Source organism: Micromonospora sp. URMC 105 (assembly GCF_051386295.1).
Lineage (GTDB): Bacteria > Actinomycetota > Actinomycetes > Mycobacteriales > Micromonosporaceae > Micromonospora.
The window spans coordinates 1-17,267 of sequence record NZ_JBPQTL010000037.1 but is presented as its reverse complement, the minus strand read 5'-3'; the positions used below and the strand labels follow the sequence as shown (position 1 = coordinate 17,267).

Below are 17,267 nucleotides of genomic sequence, written 5' to 3'. Positions count from 1 at the left end.
GCCAACCAGCTCGACCCGCTCGAGGCGGGCGACAGCCTCCGCCAGCCGACCGAGTCATCGATGACATCAGATTGGTAGCGGCGGCCGGCCCACCGCGCTCGCTGGCCGGTGAGCGCACCGCCGCCGCCGCGTCCCGGCCCGGTGCCGACGGGGGCGGGCACGACGCGAGGGCGGGCGACGAGGGCGGGCGACGGCGAGAGGCCGGAACGCGACGAGGGCGGTCCCGGTGTGCCGGGACCGCCCTCGTCATGACGATCAGTTGGAGCTGGCCTCGCTGGCCCGCAGCCGGACCGGCTCCACCGACTGCGCGTCCAGGCCGGAGATCCAGCCGGTGACGTCGCGCGCCACGTCCTGCGCGGTGAGCCCCAGGTCGCCGAGGATCTGCGCGCGGGTGCCGTGCGGGTGCCAGTCCGCGGGCACGCCGAGGTCGCGCAGCGGCACCCGGACGTCGGCGTCCCGCATCGCCTGGGCGAGCGCGTCACCGACCCCGCCGACCCGCACGCCGTCCTCGACCGTGACCACGAGCCGGTGCCCGGCGGCCAGCTCGACCAGCTCGGCCGGGACCGGGCGCACCCAGCGCGGGTCGACCACGGTCACGCCGTAGCCCTGCTCGGCGAGGCGGGCGGCGACCTCCATGCCCAGCTGGCCGAAGGAGCCGACCGCGACCAGCAGCACGTCGGTACGCGCCGACTCGGCCAGCACGTCGACGGTGCCGACCCGGCGCACGGCCGGCAGGTCGGCGGCGACGGTGCCGGTCGGGAAGCGGACGATGGTCGGGCCGTCGTCGACGGCGACCGCCTCGCGCAGCTCCTCGCGGAGGCTGCCGGCGTCCCGGGGCGCGGCGATGCGCAGCCCGGGCACCACGCCGAAGACGGACATGTCCCAGATGCCGTAGTGGCTCGGCCCGTCGGGGCCGGTGATGCCGGCCCGGTCCAGCACGAAGGTCACCGGCAGCTTGTGCATCGCCACGTCCAGCAGGACCTGGTCGAAGGCGCGGTTGAGGAAGGTGGCGTAGACCGCCACGACCGGGTGCAGCCCGCCCATCGCCAGGCCGGCGGCCGAGGTGGCGGCGTGCTGCTCGGCGATGCCGACGTCGTACACCCGCTCGGGGTGCTTGCGGGCCAGGGTGGCGATGCCGGTGGGCTCCGCCATGGCGGCGGTGATGCCCACCACGTCGGGCCGCTCGTCGGCGATCGCCACCAGCTCGTCGGCGAAGACCTGGGTCCACTTGACCGAGGGCGCGGCGAGCAGCTTGCCGGTCTCGGCGTCGAAGGCGCCCGGACCGTGCAGGCAGTCCGCCTCGTCCTCCTCGGCCGGGCGGTAGCCGTAGCCCTTGCGGGTGACCGCGTGCACGATCACCGGGCCGCCGAAGTTCTTCGCGGCGCGCAGCGACGACTCGATCGCGGCGATGTCGTGCCCGTCGACCGGGCCGACGTACTTGATGCCGAGGTCCTCGAACATCGCCTGCGGGGCGACCGCGTCCTTGATGCCCTTCTTGACCGCGTGCAGCACCTCGTACATCGGCTTGCCGACCAGCGGGGTGGAGCCGAGGGCGTCCTTGACGGTGTCGAGGACCTTCTCGTAGCTGGGGTTGAGCCGCAGCGAGGAGAGGTGGTCGGCGAGGCCGCCGATGGTCGGCGAGTACGACCGGCCGTTGTCGTTGACCACGATCACGAGGGGGTTGCCGGAGGTGGCGATGTTGTTCAGCGCCTCCCAGCACATGCCGCCGGTGAGCGCGCCGTCGCCGACGACCGCGACCACGCTGCGCTGCTCGCCGCGCAGCGCGTACGCCTTGGCCAGCCCGTCGGCGTACGACAGCGCGGTGGAGGCGTGCGAGTTCTCGATCAGGTCGTGCTCGCTCTCGGCCTGGCTGGGGTAGCCGGAGAGCCCACCGCGCTGGCGCAGCTTGTCGAAGCCGTCCTGCCGCCCGGTGAGGATCTTGTGCACGTAGGCCTGGTGGCCGGTGTCGAACAGGAGCCGGTCCCGCGGAGAGTCGAAGACCCGGTGCATGGCCAGGGTCAGCTCCACCACGCCCAGGTTCGGCCCGACGTGCCCGCCGGTGCGGGAGACCTTGGCGATCAGGAAGTCACGGATCTCGGCGGCGAGGATGTCCAGCTGCTCGGCGGTCATCCGCTTGACGTCCTGCGGACCGCGGACGGCGCCCAGCAACCGACCGTGGTTGGCCGTGCCCTCTTCAACACTCATGACGACAGAGTCTATCGGCCGTCCCCCAGGGCGCAGCTCGGCCGTGGATCATCCCAGCCGGCTCCCAGATTCACGCCGCGACGACCAACCGGCGCGGCGGCGCGGGCGGGGTCGCCCCGTGCGCCGGCCCGGCCGGGGTCCAGGAGCCCAGCACGGCCGGCCGCCGGGCGCCGGTGACCGAGGGGATCGCTCCGGGCAGCCCGTGCCAGGAGAGCCAGCCGAGCAGGGCGAACGCGTACGCCTCCTTGGCCTGCGCCGGCACGCCGAGCTCGTCGGTGGTGCGCAGCCGCCAGCGCCCCGCGCCGAGGGCGGCCAGCCGGCCCAGGAGTGTGGGGTTGCGCACTCCCCCGCCGGCGGCGACCACCTCGGTGACCCGGTGCCGGTCGCACGCGGCGGCCACCGTCCGGGCGGTCAGCTCGGTCAGCGTGGCGAGCACGTCGTCCGGGGCCACCGGCTCCCCCAGCGCGGCCAGCCGCTCGTCCAGGTAGCCGGGGTGGAAGAGCTCCTTGCCGGTGGACTTGGGCGGCGGCGCGGCGTAGTACGTCTCGGCGAGCAGCGCGTCGAGCAGCCCGGCGTGCACCCGCCCGGCCGCCGCGCGGGCGCCGTCGAGGTCGCAGGGGCGACCGAGGAGGCGCCGGGCCGCCGCGTCGAGCAGCGCGTTGGCCGGGCCGACGTCGTACCCGAGCACCGGCTGGCCCGGGGCCACCACGGTGAGGTTGGCGATGCCGCCCAGGTTGAGCGCCGCGCGCGGCCCGCCGGCCGGGTCGAGCAGCAGCGCGTCGAAGGCCGGGACCAGCGGCGCGCCCTGCCCGCCGGCGGCGACGTCCGCCGCGCGCAGGTCCGACAGCACGGGTACGCCCACCCGGGCGGCGACCCGGGCCGGCGCGCCGAGCTGCAGGGTGCCCCGGGTGGTGCCCCCGTCGACCCAGTGGAAGACCGTCTGACCGGGCGAGACCACCAGGTCGGCCCGCCCGCCGGCCAGCTCGACGCCGAGCGCGGCGGCGGTGGCGAAGACCTCGCCGAGGGCGTTGTCCAGCCGGCAGACCGCCTCGATCGTGGTGGCCGCCGGCGGCAGCAGCGCGCCGATCGACTCGCGCAGGGCGTCGTCGTAGTCCAGCCCGCGGTGCCCCAGCGGACGCATCCACAGGGTGTCGCCGTCGGCGGTGAACTCGGCGGCGACCACGTCCACCCCGTCGTACGAGGTGCCGGACATCAACCCGACGATCTTCATCGGGTCAGGCTAGTCACCGGGCGGGTGGCAGGAACAACCCCACGCACTCGACGTGCTGGGTCATCGGGAACAGGTCGTACCCGCGCAGCGCGGCGAGCCGCCAGCCGAGCCCGGTGAAGGTGCGCACGTCCCGGGCGAAGGCGGCCGGGTCGCAGGCCACGTACGCGACCGCGCGCGGCCCGGCGGCGACCACGTCGCGCACCACGGGCGCGCCCGCGCCGGAGCGGGGCGGGTCGAGCACCACCAGGTCGACCGGGCCGGTGATCCGGCGGCGGGCCAGCGCGGTCTCCACCCGGGCGGCGACCACCTCCACCCGGGGCAGGTCGACCAGGTTCTCCCGGGCGGCGGCGACGCCCTGCGCGGAGGACTCGACCAGGGTGATCCGGGCCTGCGGGCCGACCCGGCCGGCGAGGGCGGCGGCGAAGAGCCCGGCCCCGCCGTACAGGTCCCAGGCGGACTCGCCGGGGCGCGGGTCGAGCAGCTCCAGCACCGCCCCGACCAGGGTGTCGGCGGCAGCCGGGTGCACCTGCCAGAAACCGGCGGCGGGCAGCGTCCAGTTCCGGCCGGCGGCCACCTCGCGGACGGTCTCCGGCCCGCTGACCGGCGTGGCCACCCCCTCGGCGACGGTGGCGACGCTGACGTCCCCGCCGGTGGAGGCGACGGTCTCGACCGCCTCGGCGTCCGGCCAGCGCGCGCCCGACTCGGTGAGCACCGGCAGCTCCTGGATCGCCGGGTGGGCGATCAGGCAGCGCGCGATCGGGACCACCTCGTGCGAACGGTGCTTGAGCAGCCCGGCCCGGCCGGCGGCGTCGACGGCGTAGCGGACCCGGGTGCGCCAGCCCAGCTGCCCGCCGGGCAGCGCCTCGACGGCCACGCCGAGCGCGTCCACCTCGGCCGCGGTGAGCCCGCCCAGGCGGGTGAGCTGCTCGCGCACCACGGCGGTCTTCCAGTCCAGCTGGGCGGCGGGCGTGACGTGCTGCAGGTCACAGCCGCCGCAGCGGCCCGGCTTGGCGTACGGGCAGGGCTGCTCGACCCGGTCCGGGGAGGCGGTCAGGATCTCGACCGCGTCGGCGCGGGCGAAGCCCTTGTGCAGCTCCGTCACCTCGGCCACCACCCGCTCGCCGGGCAGCGCGTGCCGGACGAAAACCACCTGGCCGTCGACCCGGGCCACGCAGTGCCCGCCGGGGGCGACCGGGCCGACGGTCAGCTCGACCCGCTCGGCCTCCTCCAGCCCCCGTCGCTCCCCCGCGTCCGGCACGCCGCCGGCCTGCTCGTCCACGGCGCTCACGTGCGGTCACCTCCGGTCGGGCCGCTCTCGCCGGGCGGCGCGGGGACCGCCGGCGGCACGCTCGGCGGCAGGGTGCTGCGCGGGGCCACCCGGGGCCCCCGGGCGGGCGTACGGCTGAGCGTGGCGTCGAGCCGGTCCAGGTTCTTGCTGGCGGTCGACGCGAGCTGCCACGGCACGCTGGTCACCATCACGCCCGGCTCGAAGAGCAGCCGCCCCTTGAGGCGCAGCGCGCTCTGGTTGTGCAGCAGATTCTCCCACCAGCGGCCGACGACGTACTCGGGGATGAAGACGGTGACCACGTCACGGGGCGACTCCCGGCGGGTGTTGGCCACGAAGTTGAGGATCGGCCGGGTGATCTCCCGGTACGGCGAGTCGACCACGGTGAGCGGGACGGGCATCTCGCGCTGCTGCCACTCCGCCTGGAGCTGCCGGGTGTCCTTCTCGTCGACGTTCACCGTCACGGCGGTGAGCGTGTCCGGCCGGGTCGCCCGGGCGTACGCGATGGCCCGCAGGGTCGGCTGGTGCAGCTTGCTGACCAGGACGATCGCGTGGTTGCGGGCGGGCAGCACGCCGCGCGCCTCGGTCGGTTCCAGCTCGGCGGCGACCCGGTCGTAGTGCCGGCGGACGGCGAGCATCAGCAGGTAGATCACGGCCATCGCGGCGATCGCGATCCACGCGCCGAGCAGGAACTTGGTGAGCAGCACGATGACCAGGACGGTGCCGGTCATCGCCATGCCGAAGGTGTTGATCGCCCGGGACCGGAGCATCCGCCGCCGCCGCTCCGGGTCCCGCTCGGTACGCAGGTGCCGGTTCCAGTGCCGGATCATGCCGGCCTGGGAGAGCGTGAAGGAGACGAACACCCCGACGATGTAGAGCTGGATGAGCTTGGTGACCTCGGCCTGGAAACCGACGATCAGCACGATGGCGAAGACGGCGAGGAAGACGATGCCGTTGGAGAAGGCCAGCCGGTCGCCCCGGGTGTGCAGCTGGCGGGGCAAATAGCGGTCCTGGGCCAGGATCGAGCCGAGCACCGGGAAGCCGTTGAACGCGGTGTTGGCGGCCAGGAAGAGGATCAGCGCGGTGGCCCCGGCGACCACGTAGAGCAGCACCGAGCCGGAGCCGAAGACGGTCTCACCGAGCTGGGTGGTGACGGTCTTCTGCACGTACCCCTCGGGGCCGGAGACGATCTGCAGCTCCGGGTCCTCGACGAACTGCAGGCCGGTCAGCCGGGCCAGCCAGATGATGCCGACCAGCATGGTGACCGCGATGGTGCCGAGCAGCAGCAGGGTGGTCGCCGCGTTGCGGCTCTTCGGCGACTTGAACGCGGGCACGCCGTTGGAGATGGCCTCCACGCCGGTGAGCGCGGCGCAGCCCGAGGAGAAGGTGCGCAGCAGCAGGAAGATCAGGGCGAACCCGGTCACGCTGTGCTCGGCCTGGATCACCAGATCGGCGCTGGGCGCGCGCAGGTCGTCGCCGAGGACGAAGACGCGCACCAGGCCGGTGAGGATCATCCCGACCATCACGATGATGAAGCCGTAGGTGGGGATCGCGAAGGCGTTGCCCGACTCGCGCAGCCCGCGCAGGTTCATCGCGGTCAGCACCACCACCGCGATGACCGCGATCAGCACCTTGTGGGTGGCCACGAAGGGCACCACGGAGCCGAGGTTGGCCACCCCCGAGGAGACGGAGACCGCGACGGTGAGCACGTAGTCGACCAGCAGGGCGCTGGCCACCGCCACCCCGGCCCGGGGACCGAGGTTGACCGTGGCCACCTCGTAGTCCCCGCCGCCGGACGGGTAGGCGTGCACGTTCTGCCGGTAGCTGGCCACCACGGTGAGCATCACCACGACGACGGCGAGCGCGATCCACGGGGAGAAGAGGTACGCCGACGCCCCGGCGATGGAGAGCGTCAGCAGGATCTCGTCGGGGGCGTACGCGACGCTGGAGAGTGCGTCGGAGGCGAAGACCGGCAGGGCGACGCGCTTGGGCAGCAGGGTGTGCTGGAGCCGGTCGGACCGGAACGGTCGACCGACGAGGAGTCGCTTCAGCAGCGAGGTGGGACTGGCCACAAGCGCTAAGGGTACGACCACCGCGCGCCGGGGAGTCGGGGGTGCCTGATCGCCATCGGCGCGCACCTGCGGGGTACGGTCGTCCCCCGTCGGCACGGCGGACGTGGCACGCTCGCAGAGGACGCCGCCGTCCGCCCCCGGGCGGCACCTTTGGGAGGGACACCGTGCATGTCGTGATCATGGGCTGTGGCCGGGTCGGTTCGACCCTCGCCCACAGCCTGGAGGCCCGGGGCCACTCGGTGGCGGTGATCGACCAGGACGCCGACGCGTTCCGCCGCCTCGGCCCCGACTTCGCCGGCATCACCGTCACCGGCGCGGGCTTCGACGGCGAGGTGCTGCGCCAGGCCGGCATCGAGCGCGCGGACGCCTTCGCCGCCGTGTCCAGCGGCGACAACTCCAACATCATCTCGGCGCGGCTGGCCCGCGAGACGTTCGGCGTCTCCCGCGTCGCCGCCCGGATCTACGACCAGCGCCGGGCGCAGGTCTACGAACGGCTCGGCATCCCCACCGTGGCCACCGTCCGGTGGACCGCCGACCGGATGCTGCGGCACCTGGTCCCCGAGGGCAACGTCGAGATCTTCCGGGACCCCACCAGCACCGTCTCGATCGTCGAGGTGCCGGTGCACAAGGAGTGGATCGGGCGGCCGCTGCACCAGCTGGAGCGGGCGGCCGGGGCGCGGGTGGCGTACCTCACCCGCTTCGGCATCGGCACGCTGCCCACCACCTCCACCGTGGTGCAGGAGGGCGACCAGCTCTACGTGCTGGTCACCGACGACATCGTCGCCTCGGTCACCACGGTGGCCGCGACGCCGCCCGAAGGAGGGCTCTGAGCATGCGGATCGCCATCGCCGGCGCCGGCAACGTGGGCCGCTCGATCGCCCAGGAGCTGATCGACAACGGCCACCAGGTGATGCTGATCGAGCGCCAGCCCCGGATGCTGCGCCCGGACCGGGTGCCCGCCGCCGACTGGGTGCTGGCCGACGCCTGCGAGCTGACCAGCCTGGAGGAGGCCAACGTGGCCGGCTGCGACGTGGTGGTCGCGGCGACCGGTGACGACAAGGTCAACCTGGTGGTCTCGCTGCTGGCCAAGACCGAGTTCGCGGTGCCCCGGGTGGTCGCCCGGGTCAACCGGGCCGAGAACGAGTGGCTCTTCACCGAGCAGTGGGGCGTCGACGTGGCGGTCAGCAAGCCGCGGGTGATGGCCGCGCTGGTCGAGGAGGCGGTCACCGTCGGCGACCTGGTCCGGCTGATGACCTTCCGGCAGGGCGAGGCGAACCTGGTGGAGATCACCCTGCCGCCGACCGCGCCCTACGTCGGCCAGCCGATCCACGCGGTGCCGATCCCCCGGGACGCCGCGCTGGTGGCGATCCTGCGCGGCAAGCGGGTGCTGGTGCCCAGCCCGGACGACCCGATCGAGGCCGGCGACGAGCTGATCTTCGTCTGCACGGCCGAGGTGGAGGACCAGGTGCGCGAAGTGATCCTCGGCCCGGACAGCGTCGAGCGGACCCGCGGCGGGCGGTGAGCCTGCGCGGCACGCCGGGCCGGCCACCCGCCGGGCCGGGCCGGGGTCAGGCGCCGGGCAGCGGCTGCGGCGCGCTCTGCCGGGTCACCCGGCGGACCGTCCAGACCGTGATCAGCAGCAGCAGCGCGTACGGCGGGTAGCCCAGCGCGAGCCGGGCCACGCCCAGCGCGGTGTCCTGGTGCGCGAGGTAGAGCCCGGCCTGCACCCCGACCTTGGCCAGCCAGACCACTCCCCAGAGCACGGTGAGCTGGGTGAAGGTACGGACCAGCCGGGGGTCGTCGCGCCACTCCGAGCGCCCCTTGGCCACCAGCACCGACCAGATCCAGCCGACCAGCGGCTGGCGGATCGCCGCCGAGATCAGCAGGGCCACTCCGTAGGCGATGCCGTAGAGGATGCCGGGGAGGTAGAAGTCGCGCTCGTCGCCGGTGCGCCAGGCGATGAAGGCGCCGATGGCGATGCCGAAGAACCCGTTGACCGCGTGCCGGACCGGACGCCGCTGGACCAGCCGCGCCCCGGCGATCAGCACCGCCACCCCGACCGAGGCGATCACGGCCGGCCGCAGCTCGCCCACGATGTTGGCGAGCACGAAGACCATCACGGGGATGCTGGACTCGACCAGCCCCCGCCAGCCGCCGAGCTGGTCGGCCATCTGCTCGGCGAGGCTGGGCAGCGGCTCCTCGTCCCCCGGGGGCATCTGCGGCGCGGCGGCCGGGTGCTGTCCGGTCGTCACTTCGGCGACTCCAGCTCGTAGTACGGGTTGTAGATGACCTTGCGGTCGTCGCGGACCGCCACCCGGCCACGGGCGGTGACGTGCCGGCCGGGCTCGATGCCGGCGATGTGCCGCCGGCCCAGCCAGACCAGGGTCACCACGTCGCTGCCGTCGTAGAGGTCGGCCTCCAGCGTGGGCAGGTTGGTCCGCGGGGTGTAGACCACGGTGCGCAGCCGGCCGGCGACCGAGACCACCTGCCCGCGCGTGCACTGCCGGGCCGGCACCCCGCCGCACTCGGCGCTCTCCCGTTGCAGTTCCTGCGCCTCGATCTCGGCCTCGCTCGCGGTGAGCCGCCGCAGGATGCGCCGCAGCGACACCCGGCCCTCGTCGGTCGTCATGACCTCCGCGCCACCCTCTCCACGCTGACCGGCAGGCGCCGGTACTGGCCCGGCCCGGTCGATCCCGGAACCGTCCCGCCAGCGTACGCCGATCCCGCCCCCCGGACCGGTCCGGCGTCCGCCGCGGCAGCGGGTGTGCCCGCCCCGGCCGCGACGGCCGCAGTCGACAGCAGCGGTGTCCCGTCCCCCACCCGGGCCCACGGAGCGGGCCGCGACGGCCGCACACGACACCGGGCCCGGCTCCGTCGGTGGACGGTGCCGGGCCCGGGTGTGCAGCATTACGGAGCCGGTCAGGCCTCGCGCGGGGCGGGCGCCGGGGCGCCGGTGTCGCTCTCGACGGCCTGATCGCCGACCTCGCGGGGCAGCCGCAGTGGCAGCGGCTCGCGGACCGGCTTCGCCTCCTGACCCCGGTCCACGACCAGGCCGTCCAGGCACTCCGCCAGCGGCCCGGCCGCGGCCGGGTCGGTGGCGGCAGCGCCCTGGTAGACGCCGCGGACCATCCAGCGCGGCCCGTCGATGCCGACGAAGCGCAGGTCGGTCAGGCCGTCCGGGGTGCGGACCCGGGCGTGCAGCTCGGTGCCGTACTCGCCCTCGACCTCCTGGGCGGCGGCGCCGTCGGCGAAGAGGGACTGGCGGATCTCCTCGCGCACCTCGTCCCAGATGCCCTCGGACCTGGGTGCGGCGAAGACCCCGAGCTGGAGCGCGTTCTCCCCGTGCACCAGCACGACCTGCTGGATCACCCCCTGCGGGTCGGCCTGCACCCGCACCTCGACGTCGGGCACCGCCGGGATGTGCAGGCTGCCCAGGTCGAGGCGCTGCACGTCGTCCGGGGCCTCCGAGCTGTCGTACGGGCCGCGCGACGGGCCCGTCGGCTCGGTGTCGTACGAGTCGAGGACCTCGGCGGCCCGCTCGTCACGGGCACCCCGCCCGCCGTCGGCCCGCTTCCGGCTGAAGATCACTGCGCCCACCCTCCGCTGTTCGCACTCACCCTGCCACCTCTTCCGTCTGCCCGCCCGCCCGGTCGGGATCTTCCCGTCGACCGGTTGCGGGCGGTGGCACCAGACCGGCGTGTCCGCCGGTCGAGCCGTGCCCACCGGCCCCGCGCCGGGACCCGGGCAGCTCGGCCACCGGCTGGAAATCCACCCGCTCCACCCGCTGGACAACGAGCTGTGCGATGCGATCGCCACGGGAGATCTTGGCCGGTGTGTCCCGATCATGGTTGATCAAGTTGACCAGGATCTCACCCCGGTAGCCGGCGTCGACCGTACCGGGCGCGTTGAGCACCGTCACGCCGAGCCTGGCGGCCAGGCCGGAGCGCGGGTGCACCAGGCCGACGTACCCCTCCGGCAGCGCCAGCGCCACCCCGGTCGGGACCAGGGCCCGGCCGCCGGGGGGCAGCTCGACGTCCGCGGCGGCGACCAGGTCGGCACCGGCGTCACCGGGATGGGCGTACGCGGGCAGCGGCAGCTCCGGGTCGAGCTGCCGCACGGGCACGGGTACGACGTGGGTCACGGTGCTCCTCTTCCGTCGGGTTCTCTCGGGTGGCCCTGCCATCCTGCCGGGTCGGACGGCCGCCGCGCGCCGTACCCTCGCAGGTGTGAGCGTGTCGCCTTCCCCGTCGTCGCCGGCCCCGCGTACCGCGGCCGGCGCGGAGTACTCCGAACGGCTGACTCTGCCCTGGTGGCTCTGGGTGGTCGGGCTGGCCCTGTCCGGCCTGCTCGCCGCCGAGCTGTGGATGGGCGCGCCCGGGGTGCGGGCCTGGCTGCCCTTCGTGCTGCTGCCGCCGGCCACCGTGGCCGGGCTGTGGTGGCTGGGCCGGGTCCGGGTGGCCGTCCGCGACGGCGAACTCTTCGTGGACGACGCCCACCTGCCGGTGCGGTACGTGGCGGACGTGGTGCCGTTGGACGCGGCCGGGCGGCGCGAGGTCCTCGGCGTGGGCGCCGACCCGCTCGCCTTCGTGGTGCAGCGGCCCTGGATCGCCGGCGCGGTCCAGGTGGTGCTCGACGACCCGGCCGACCCAACCCCGTTCTGGGTGGTGAGCACCCGGCACCCGGTCGAGCTGGCCCGCGCGATCATGGCCGCCCGCGAGGCGGCCTGACGCTCAGGGCAGGGCCCGCCGGCCGCCGGGCAGCGTCGCGCCCTGCCGGCGCAGGTCCCGTCGCAGCTCGTCGCCCAGAGCCCGGGTGGCCCGCCGATTGAGATAGCTGGCCACGGCCGCGCCGGTGAGGAACGGGCCGAGGGTGGTCAGGTTGCGCCCGAACCGCTTGAGCAGGGTGTCCCGCAGCTCCTTGCGGGCCGCGGTGCCGAGCACCGCGCCGACGCCCACCCCGGGCATCATCGGATTGATGCCCCGCTGACTGGCCCAGGACTGCACCAGCGCGATCGCCCGCTGGCTGCCACTGATGGGCAGCGGCACGTGGTAGACCTCGTGCAGCTCGCCGATCAGCTTCAGCTCGATCGCCACCACGGCGACCGTCTCGGCGGCCAGCAGCACGGGCGCCGAGAGCAGGGTCGGGGTGGCCACCCACTCCACGGCGGCGATGCCGCCGCCGGCCGCGCCCACCCCGGCGGTGGCCCGGGAGGCGTTGCGGACGAGCCGCTCGGCCAGCGCCTCGTCGTCGAGGCCCGGGAAGTGCCGGCGCAGCGTGGCCAGGTCCCGGACCGGTACGTGCGGCGCCACGTCGGCGACCGTGTCGGTCATCCAGCGCAGCGCGGCCTTCGGCTTGAACAGGTCGGCCAGCCCGCGGGCGCGCGCCTGCCCGACCAGCCGGGTGAGCAGTTGACGGCGGCGGGCCGGCTCGATGTCGTCGGCGGTCAGCGCCGCGACGGTGGCGCCGAGCTCCTCACCGGCCCGGTCGGCCGGGTCGGGCGGGCCGGCCTCCACGGCCGGCGTACCCGCGCCCGCGCCGGTCTCCGAACGCGTCGTGGCCGCCGGTGTCGCCGGGGCCCCCGCCCCGGCGCCGGGCGATCCGGCCGCCGGACCCTGCGCCGGCCCTCCGGCCCGCTCGTCGCGTTCGCTCATGCGCCCGACCTCCCGTCAGCGTGGTGCCGCCCGTTACGAGTCAAGCAGCTCCCCGCCGCCCCCGCACGGCAGCTCGGGCAGCGGCGGCCCCGTCGTGGAGGCCGCCGCCGGTGTGCGGGTCAGGGTCAGACGCACTCGCGGCAGATCAGCTCGCCGTTGCGCTCCACCGCCAGCTGGCTGCGGTGGTGGACCAGGAAGCAGCGGCCGCAACGGAACTCGTCCTGCTGCATCGGCAGGACCTTGACGGTCAGCTCCTCGTCGGCCAGGTCGGCGCCGGGCAGCTCGAAGCTCTCGGCCACCTCGGCCTCGTCGACGTCCACGGCGCCCGACTGTGAGTCGACCCGCCGGGCCTTGAGCTCTTCCAGGCTGTCCTCGCCGAGGTCGACCTCGTCGCGACGCGGGGCGTCGTAGTCGGTGGCCATCGGTTCACTCTCCCATATCGATATTGTCGCTTCCGGTTGTAACGCCGGACGACGCTGTTTCGGTTCCCACTGGCCGGCCACCTTTGTGTCGGTCACCCGACCGACGGCCGTTTCGACCGAGGGTCGCCAGGGGCCTACCCCAGCGAGCGCGGAACCTTACCCCCCTCGGGCGAGGCATGTATACCGCCCTCGTGGCCAAGATGTACGCCCCAGCGCCCCGAGTTGTTCCCAATGTGACTCAGGCGACACGAAGATAGGGGTAGTAGTACCCGCTTCTCTGATGGCGCGCCGGTATGTCGGGCTGTTTCCACGCGACGGTCGGACAACCGTTAACCTCAGCGGCGTACTCGACGGCCGGCGGGGCGGCCCGACCGCCGGTGCCCGCCGCCACCCACCACTGTCCGGGGAGCACCCTGATGAGCTTTGCGCGAGTGCGAGCACTCGTTGTCGTCGGTCTGCTGGCGGTCGTCGCCCTGGTCTTCGTCGTCGTCGCCCTGGTGCGCGACACGCAGGGCGAGGCGGGCGCGGCCGGCGGTTGCCCCGAGGGCTGGCCGCTCGCCGACACCACGCTGCGCGAGCCGAAGGACGTGAAGATCAACGTCTTCAACGCCACCGAACAGATCGGCCTCGCCGGCAACATCGCCGACGACTTCCGCAACCGGAAGTTCCAGGTGAAGAAGGAGGGCAACGCGCCCAAGGGCGTGGACGCGGTGGCGGTGCTGCGCTACGGCCCCAAGGGCGTGGGCTCCGCGCACCTGCTGCGGGCCTACTTCCTGAACAACGCCGACACCGAGTACGACGCCAAGCGCAAGGACGACACCGTCGACGTCGTGCTCGGCAGCGGCTTCCAGCAGCTGGCCACCACCACCGAGGTCAACCAATCCCTGGGTGACCTGGGCGCGCCCGCCGCGCCGGCCGGCTCCTGCCCGATGCCGGTAGAGAAGTGACCGCCCCGCCGGCCGGGCCGGCGGGCGGATCGGACTGACGTGACCGAAACGGCGGTGTCCCCCGGGGGACACCGCCGTTTCGCTGTCGGAGCTCCGGCCCCGGCCGGTGACAGGCAGCAGCCGAAGGCCACGGCCCGGGTCGGCCTGGTTCAGACGGTCACGGGCCGCCGCAGGCCCCTGCCCGGGTCGGCCTGGTTCAGACGGTCAGGGGCCGCCGGAGGCGTCCAGGTCGGCGAGGCGGTCGTGCAGCGGCGCGTACAGCGCCGGCGGCGCGGCGATCACCAGGTCCGGGCCGGGCGGCAGGCCGCGCAGGCCGGAGACCCGCAGCCCCGCCTCGGCGGCGACCAGGCCGCCGGCGGCCAGGTCCCAGGCGGCCAGCCCCTTCTCGTAGTAGGCGTCCACCCGCCCCTCGGCGGCCAGGCAGAGGTCCAGCGCGGCGGCGCCGAGCCGGCGGATGTCGCGGACGTGCGGGATCAGCTCGGCCACCACCCGGGCCTGGTGCGAGCGGCGCGCCGGGTCGTAGCCGAAGCCGGTGGCGATCAGCGCCTGCCCCAGCTCGACCTCGGTGGAGCAGTTCAGCCGCCGGCCGTCGCGCCAGGCGCCGCCGCCCGCGGTGGCGGTCCACTCCTCGCCGGTGAAGACGTTGCGCACCACCCCGGCGACCACCTCGCCGTCGACCTCGGCGGCCAGCGACACCGCGCAGTACGGCAGCCCGTAGAGGTAGTTCACGGTGCCGTCGATCGGGTCGACGATCCAGCGCACCCCGTTGGCCGTCCCGCCCGCCCCCGCGCCGTACTCCTCGCCGAGGACCGCGTCGTCGGGGCGTACCCGGTGCAGCGCGTCGAGGACCTGGCGCTCGACGGCGCGGTCCGCGGCGGTGACCACGTCCGTGACGGTGCTCTTGGTCGCGGCGACCGAGACCCCCTCGGCGCGCATGCGGTGCGCGGTGGCCGCGGCCTGCCGGGCGACATCGATCGCGATGGTGAGCAGTTCGGCCGGCGCCGGCGCCGAACGAGTCATGGTTTGTCCCCTTCCCGCACGATCGGGACGTCCCGCCGTGCGCGCAGGTATCATCCTTACAAAGTCCACATCTGCGCCGAATCGGCGGTCCCCGCCGCCGGTACGCCGTGCGCCGCAGGATGATCGCCGCAGACGGCGTTACAATTCACCCTGCCCACGCGCCACGGACCGCCGCCGGACGGCCGGCCCGGGACACGGGGGTCCCTCAACGACATCGCCCGGCACGGTCGCCCCACGCTGCGCCGGACGACCCGGCCGTGCTCGCTCTTCGCCTCCGGAAGGTCATTCGTGACAGAACCCCGCCAGACCGGCGCCGACGTTCGCTCGCTCACCGACACCCTGATCGCCCACGCGCAGAGCGCGGGCGGCCAGTTGACGTCGGCCCAGCTCGCGCGCACCGTCGAGTCCGCTGAGGTGACCCCGGCCCAGGCCAAGAAGATCCTGCGGGCGCTCTCCGAGGCGGGGGTGACCGTGGTCGTCGACGGCTCGGCCAGCACCCGTCGCCGGGTCGCCGCCGCCCGGTCCGCCACCCCGGCCTCCCGCGCCACCACCGCCAAGACCACCAAGAAGGCCGCCGCGCCCGCCCCCAAGCAGGCGCCCGCCGCGGACGAGGCCCCGGCGCCCGCTCCGCGCAAGGCAGCCCCGCGCAAGGCCGCCACCACCGCCGAGGTGGCCGCCAAGGCCACCGCGCCGGCCGCCAAGGCGACCAAGTCCACCCGCGCCACCAAGGCGACGGTGGCCGCGGCCGGCAAGGCCACCAAGGCCGCCGCCGGCAAGGCCAAGGGCGAGGGCGCCGAGGGCGAGATCGACCCCGAGGAGCTCGCGGCCGCGATCGAGGACGTGGTGGTCGAGGAGCCGGCCGAGCTGACCCAGGCCGCCGAGGCCGACGCGGCCAGCTCCGCCACGGACAACGACTTCGAGTGGGACGACGAGGAGTCCGAGGCGCTCAAGCAGGCGCGTCGCGACGCCGAGCTGACCGCCTCGGCCGACTCCGTCCGGGCCTACCTCAAGCAGATCGGCAAGGTGCCGCTGCTCAACGCGGAGCAGGAGGTGGAGCTCGCCAAGCGGATCGAGGCCGGGCTCTACGCCGCCGAGCGGCTGCGCGCGGCCGAGGAGGGTGAGGAGAAGCTCACCCGCGACATGCAGCGGGACCTGGGCTGGATCTCCCGCGACGGCGAGCGGGCCAAGAACCACCTGCTGGAGGCCAACCTCCGCCTGGTGGTGTCGCTGGCCAAGCGCTACACCGGGCGCGGCATGGCGTTCCTGGACCTGATCCAGGAGGGCAACCTCGGCCTGATCCGCGCGGTCGAGAAGTTCGACTACACCAAGGGCTACAAGTTCTCCACGTACGCCACCTGGTGGATCCGGCAGGCGATCACCCGGGCCATGGCCGACCAGGCCCGCACCATCCGCATCCCGGTGCACATGGTCGAGGTGATCAACAAGCTCGGACGCATCCAGCGCGAGCTGCTCCAGGACCTGGGCCGCGAGCCCACCCCGGAGGAGCTGGCCAAGGAGATGGACATCACACCGGAGAAGGTGCTGGAGATCCAGCAGTACGCCCGGGAGCCCATCTCGCTGGATCAGACGATCGGCGACGAGGGTGACAGCCAGCTCGGTGACTTCATCGAGGACTCCGAGGCCGTCGTCGCGGTCGACGCCGTCTCCTTCTCGCTGCTGCAGGACCAGCTCCAGCAGGTACTGCAGACGCTCTCCGAGCGTGAGGCGGGCGTGGTACGCCTGCGCTTCGGCCTGACCGACGGTCAGCCGCGCACCCTGGACGAGATCGGCCAGGTGTACGGGGTGACCCGGGAGCGGATCCGGCAGATCGAGTCCAAGACCATGTCCAAGCTGCGTCACCCGTCCCGTTCCCAGGTACTCCGCGACTACCTGGACTGACCCCTGCACGTCAACCAGCCGTGTCGGTTTGATCACCAGCCGTAGAACACTCAAAGGTGATCGGTCGGTTGCCCGTTTGTGATCGTTGACGTGGCACCCTTGGCAGACGGCACACTGTCCCCCTGCCAGGTGTGACCTCGGTCGCCCGCGGGCACACAGGGAAGGCAGGGCCCGACGAGGGTGTTGCACGATGGGTGAGCAACGACCGAAGAGAGTGTTCATCGGTGACGACCAGAGGAGGAAGGCGATGACCCCGACCCTCACGCCGCCGCCCGAGACGGTGGCTCCCCCAGCCGCCGATGAACGGTGCGACCGCTGCAATGCTGCCGGCAAGCTCCGGATCACTCTGGCGGGTGGGAGCGAGCTGGTGTTCTGTGGGCACCACGCGAACAAGTACGCGGAGGATCTCGTGAAGATCACCGTGAAGTACGCGACGGACCCGGAGTTCAGCTGGCGTGGCGCCGATCTGATGGCGAACTGAATCCGCAACCACACAACGACGACATAGCCGGCCGGGAGCCCCAAGGGGCTCCCG

Annotated in this window: 17 protein-coding genes; 6 read left to right on the top strand and 11 right to left on the bottom strand. The window is 73.8% G+C overall.

Annotated elements, in window-relative coordinates; translation table 11 throughout:
- Positions 1–255: 255 nt before the first annotated feature.
- The 4 genes from dxs to ACSNN7_RS14585 all read right to left on the bottom strand — a co-directional run bounded on the left by dxs (position 256) and on the right by ACSNN7_RS14585 (position 6,793).
- Positions 256–2,205, bottom strand: coding sequence for a 1-deoxy-D-xylulose-5-phosphate synthase (gene dxs / locus ACSNN7_RS14600; protein WP_436681295.1), 1,950 nt, complete (start codon positions 2,203–2,205; stop codon positions 256–258).
- A 70-nt stretch (positions 2,206–2,275) separates the two neighbouring features.
- Positions 2,276–3,436 (bottom strand): anhydro-N-acetylmuramic acid kinase, encoded by a 1,161-nt coding sequence (locus tag ACSNN7_RS14595; RefSeq protein ID WP_436681294.1) that lies wholly within the window; start codon positions 3,434–3,436, stop codon positions 2,276–2,278.
- Positions 3,437–3,449: 13 nt separating this feature from the next.
- Positions 3,450–4,715, bottom strand: coding sequence for a class I SAM-dependent RNA methyltransferase (locus ACSNN7_RS14590; protein ID WP_436681327.1), 1,266 nt, complete (start codon positions 4,713–4,715; stop codon positions 3,450–3,452).
- A 5-nt stretch (positions 4,716–4,720) separates the two neighbouring features.
- Entirely contained in the window at positions 4,721–6,793 is a 2,073-nt protein-coding gene (locus ACSNN7_RS14585; protein WP_436681293.1) for an APC family permease, read from the bottom strand.
- Between the two features lie 164 nt (positions 6,794–6,957).
- On the opposite strand from ACSNN7_RS14585, the gene ACSNN7_RS14580 reads away from it, so the two are divergent.
- Positions 6,958–7,623, top strand: a complete 666-nt coding sequence (locus ACSNN7_RS14580) for a potassium channel family protein (protein WP_436681292.1) — start codon at positions 6,958–6,960, stop codon at positions 7,621–7,623.
- Between the two features lie 2 nt (positions 7,624–7,625).
- Positions 7,626–8,315 carry a potassium channel family protein gene (locus tag ACSNN7_RS14575; RefSeq protein WP_436681291.1) on the top strand — a complete coding sequence of 230 codons (690 nt, stop codon included), beginning with the start codon at positions 7,626–7,628 and terminating at the stop codon, positions 8,313–8,315.
- Positions 8,316–8,361: 46 nt separating this feature from the next.
- Here ACSNN7_RS14575 and ACSNN7_RS14570 read toward each other — a convergent pair whose 3' ends face one another.
- The 4 genes from ACSNN7_RS14570 to dut all read right to left on the bottom strand — a co-directional run bounded on the left by ACSNN7_RS14570 (position 8,362) and on the right by dut (position 10,976).
- Complete coding sequence (locus ACSNN7_RS14570; protein ID WP_436681290.1) at positions 8,362–9,045, bottom strand: DUF3159 domain-containing protein; 684 nt, start codon at positions 9,043–9,045, stop codon at positions 8,362–8,364.
- A complete protein-coding gene (locus ACSNN7_RS14565) occupies positions 9,042–9,422 on the bottom strand; it encodes an OB-fold nucleic acid binding domain-containing protein (RefSeq protein ID WP_436681289.1) in 381 nt (126 codons plus the stop codon). Before ACSNN7_RS14565 ends, ACSNN7_RS14570 begins: the two co-directional genes overlap by 4 nt.
- Positions 9,423–9,712: 290 nt before the next feature.
- On the bottom strand, positions 9,713–10,381 hold the full coding sequence (locus tag ACSNN7_RS14560; protein ID WP_436681288.1) for a DUF3710 domain-containing protein: 669 nt from the start codon (positions 10,379–10,381) through the stop codon (positions 9,713–9,715).
- A 25-nt stretch (positions 10,382–10,406) separates the two neighbouring features.
- The gene (gene dut / locus ACSNN7_RS14555) at positions 10,407–10,976 is read right to left on the bottom strand and encodes a dUTP diphosphatase (protein ID WP_436681287.1); all 570 of its coding nucleotides are present in this window, start codon (positions 10,974–10,976) and stop codon (positions 10,407–10,409) included.
- 43 nt (positions 10,977–11,019) lie between these two features.
- On the opposite strand from dut, the gene ACSNN7_RS14550 reads away from it, so the two are divergent.
- Positions 11,020–11,520, top strand: a complete 501-nt coding sequence (locus ACSNN7_RS14550; RefSeq protein ID WP_436681286.1) for a DUF3093 domain-containing protein — start codon at positions 11,020–11,022, stop codon at positions 11,518–11,520.
- 3 nt (positions 11,521–11,523) lie between these two features.
- On the opposite strand, the gene ACSNN7_RS14545 is transcribed toward ACSNN7_RS14550, so the two are convergent.
- Complete coding sequence (locus ACSNN7_RS14545; protein ID WP_436681285.1) at positions 11,524–12,444, bottom strand: hypothetical protein; 921 nt, start codon at positions 12,442–12,444, stop codon at positions 11,524–11,526.
- 125 nt (positions 12,445–12,569) lie between these two features.
- Positions 12,570–12,866 carry a DUF4193 domain-containing protein gene (locus ACSNN7_RS14540; RefSeq protein ID WP_046565779.1) on the bottom strand — a complete coding sequence of 99 codons (297 nt, stop codon included), beginning with the start codon at positions 12,864–12,866 and terminating at the stop codon, positions 12,570–12,572.
- Between the two features lie 431 nt (positions 12,867–13,297).
- On the opposite strand from ACSNN7_RS14540, the gene ACSNN7_RS14535 reads away from it, so the two are divergent.
- Complete coding sequence (locus ACSNN7_RS14535; RefSeq protein WP_436681326.1) at positions 13,298–13,813, top strand: LytR C-terminal domain-containing protein; 516 nt, start codon at positions 13,298–13,300, stop codon at positions 13,811–13,813.
- Between the two features lie 204 nt (positions 13,814–14,017).
- Here ACSNN7_RS14535 and ACSNN7_RS14530 read toward each other — a convergent pair whose 3' ends face one another.
- Entirely contained in the window at positions 14,018–14,833 is an 816-nt protein-coding gene (locus ACSNN7_RS14530; RefSeq protein WP_436681283.1) for an inositol monophosphatase family protein, read from the bottom strand.
- Positions 14,834–15,121: 288 nt separating this feature from the next.
- On the opposite strand from ACSNN7_RS14530, the gene ACSNN7_RS14525 reads away from it, so the two are divergent.
- Both ACSNN7_RS14525 and ACSNN7_RS14520 read left to right on the top strand, forming a co-directional pair.
- A complete protein-coding gene (locus ACSNN7_RS14525; RefSeq protein WP_436681282.1) occupies positions 15,122–16,732 on the top strand; it encodes an RNA polymerase sigma factor in 1,611 nt (536 codons plus the stop codon).
- Positions 16,733–16,979: 247 nt separating this feature from the next.
- Positions 16,980–17,213, top strand: a complete 234-nt coding sequence (locus tag ACSNN7_RS14520) for a DUF7455 domain-containing protein (protein ID WP_088964796.1) — start codon at positions 16,980–16,982, stop codon at positions 17,211–17,213.
- The last annotated feature ends 54 nt before the right edge of the window (positions 17,214–17,267 follow it).

Bases quoted from the DNA above. Each gene is read 5' to 3' on its own strand.
- dxs (WP_436681295.1), bottom strand. From the start codon at position 2,205: ATGAGTGTTGAAGAGGGCACGGCCAACCACGGTCGGTTGCTGGGCGCC.
- ACSNN7_RS14595 (WP_436681294.1), bottom strand. From the start codon at position 3,436: ATGAAGATCGTCGGGTTGATGTCCGGCACCTCGTACGACGGGGTGGAC.
- ACSNN7_RS14575 (WP_436681291.1), top strand. From the start codon at position 7,626: ATGCGGATCGCCATCGCCGGCGCCGGCAACGTGGGCCGCTCGATCGCC.
- ACSNN7_RS14565 (WP_436681289.1), bottom strand. From the start codon at position 9,422: ATGACGACCGACGAGGGCCGGGTGTCGCTGCGGCGCATCCTGCGGCGG.
- dut (WP_436681287.1), bottom strand. From the start codon at position 10,976: ATGGCAGGGCCACCCGAGAGAACCCGACGGAAGAGGAGCACCGTGACC.
- ACSNN7_RS14545 (WP_436681285.1), bottom strand. From the start codon at position 12,444: ATGAGCGAACGCGACGAGCGGGCCGGAGGGCCGGCGCAGGGTCCGGCG.
- ACSNN7_RS14540 (WP_046565779.1), bottom strand. From the start codon at position 12,866: ATGGCCACCGACTACGACGCCCCGCGTCGCGACGAGGTCGACCTCGGC.
- ACSNN7_RS14530 (WP_436681283.1), bottom strand. From the start codon at position 14,833: ATGACTCGTTCGGCGCCGGCGCCGGCCGAACTGCTCACCATCGCGATC.
- ACSNN7_RS14520 (WP_088964796.1), top strand. From the start codon at position 16,980: ATGACCCCGACCCTCACGCCGCCGCCCGAGACGGTGGCTCCCCCAGCC.